The following is a 1,112-nucleotide window of genomic DNA, read 5'->3' on the forward strand; positions in this document are numbered from 1 at the left end:
ATCGCGCTGAACATGCTGGCCGTCGGCACTCCGCAACGAATTGCGTACCATTCAGGGCTGTTCTGATCGCAGTCAAAAATGGTTATTGGCATTGCAGATGCCCCCGCGCCTTGGCGTTGAGCATGTTGACGGCTTCTTGGTAGCGTTTGGCCGGCAATTGGCCGACATGCTCGACCTCGAAGAACTTCAGGAATTTGGCCTTGTTGGCGTTGACGCTCTCAATCATCGCCTGCAAATCGTCGGCCTGATCCTGAGTAATGGCCTCCGGCGCGCCAGCTGCTTTTCCATCATCGTCAATTCCGCGCGTAGTGATGTTGAGAAGATTGATCGCGGTGTAGCGCTTGCCGTAGCTGTTGGACGAGCCGACCGCTTGGACAGCATTCTTGCTGCCTGTGCTGTCGTGCTGCAGGGTGATGGTATCCATCTCCCGATGGCCTTCGCGATGAGCAAGAATGCCGGTAACCGTGATCAGGCCAGCGTCCGTCTTGCCAACACGAAAGGTGAGGGAGAACCCGTGAGCAGCCAGGATCGGACGGATTGCCTCGTTGATATCCTCCCAGAGGGCGTAGGGAGTTGACTGCTGGACTGCGCCAGTTCGATCTCCGTTGCCGTCCTTCTTCCTTACCTCGATCTTGCCTTTGCGATCGATGACGGGCAGCTTGGGCTGCATGTCAGCCATCGCGGCGTCAAAAGCGACCTTGGCGCGTGATGCAGCCATGTCCTTCTGCATCGCCATCAGGCGTTCCAACTTGTCCATGTTCACGTTCGGATCGCGCGCCGCGCGCTCGATCATGCTGAACACTGCTGCAGTCTCAGAAAGGGCAGGCGGGTATGAAACCGGGCCAGCTACTTCGCGGATGTTCTCAGCGGGAAGGGTCATCAGGAACGCTCCATTACTTGGCGAATGACTTCCAGATCGCGCTCGAACGCAGCGTCCAAGCGCTTGGAGAACTCGAGCATGCGCTCGTTGGCGACGAGCGGATCAGCACCGGCGCGACGCTCGGCGTTGTAGAAGTTCGCCAGAGCCTGCTCGCGGTCGATCGGGGAGAGGGGGAGGCGGCGCATCACACTGCCTCCCGAACCAGCTTGCGGTTGTGGTCCTGCGTGTTAGC

The 1,112-nt window shown here is 59.0% G+C and carries 2 protein-coding genes; both read right to left on the reverse strand.

What is annotated here, in order from left to right; all coding sequences use genetic code 11:
• Positions 1-82: 82 nt before the first annotated feature.
• Positions 83-880 carry an ERF family protein gene (locus CQ12_RS37035; RefSeq protein ID WP_041482674.1) on the reverse strand — a complete coding sequence of 266 codons (798 nt, stop codon included), beginning with the start codon at positions 878-880 and terminating at the stop codon, positions 83-85.
• Positions 880-1,065, reverse strand: a complete 186-nt coding sequence (locus tag CQ12_RS37040; protein WP_018272545.1) for a hypothetical protein — start codon at positions 1,063-1,065, stop codon at positions 880-882. The genes CQ12_RS37035 and CQ12_RS37040 overlap by 1 nt, the downstream gene beginning before the upstream one ends.
• Between the last annotated feature and the right edge of the window lie 47 nt (positions 1,066-1,112).

Source organism: Bradyrhizobium jicamae (assembly GCF_001440395.1).
GTDB lineage: Bacteria > Pseudomonadota > Alphaproteobacteria > Rhizobiales > Xanthobacteraceae > Bradyrhizobium > Bradyrhizobium jicamae.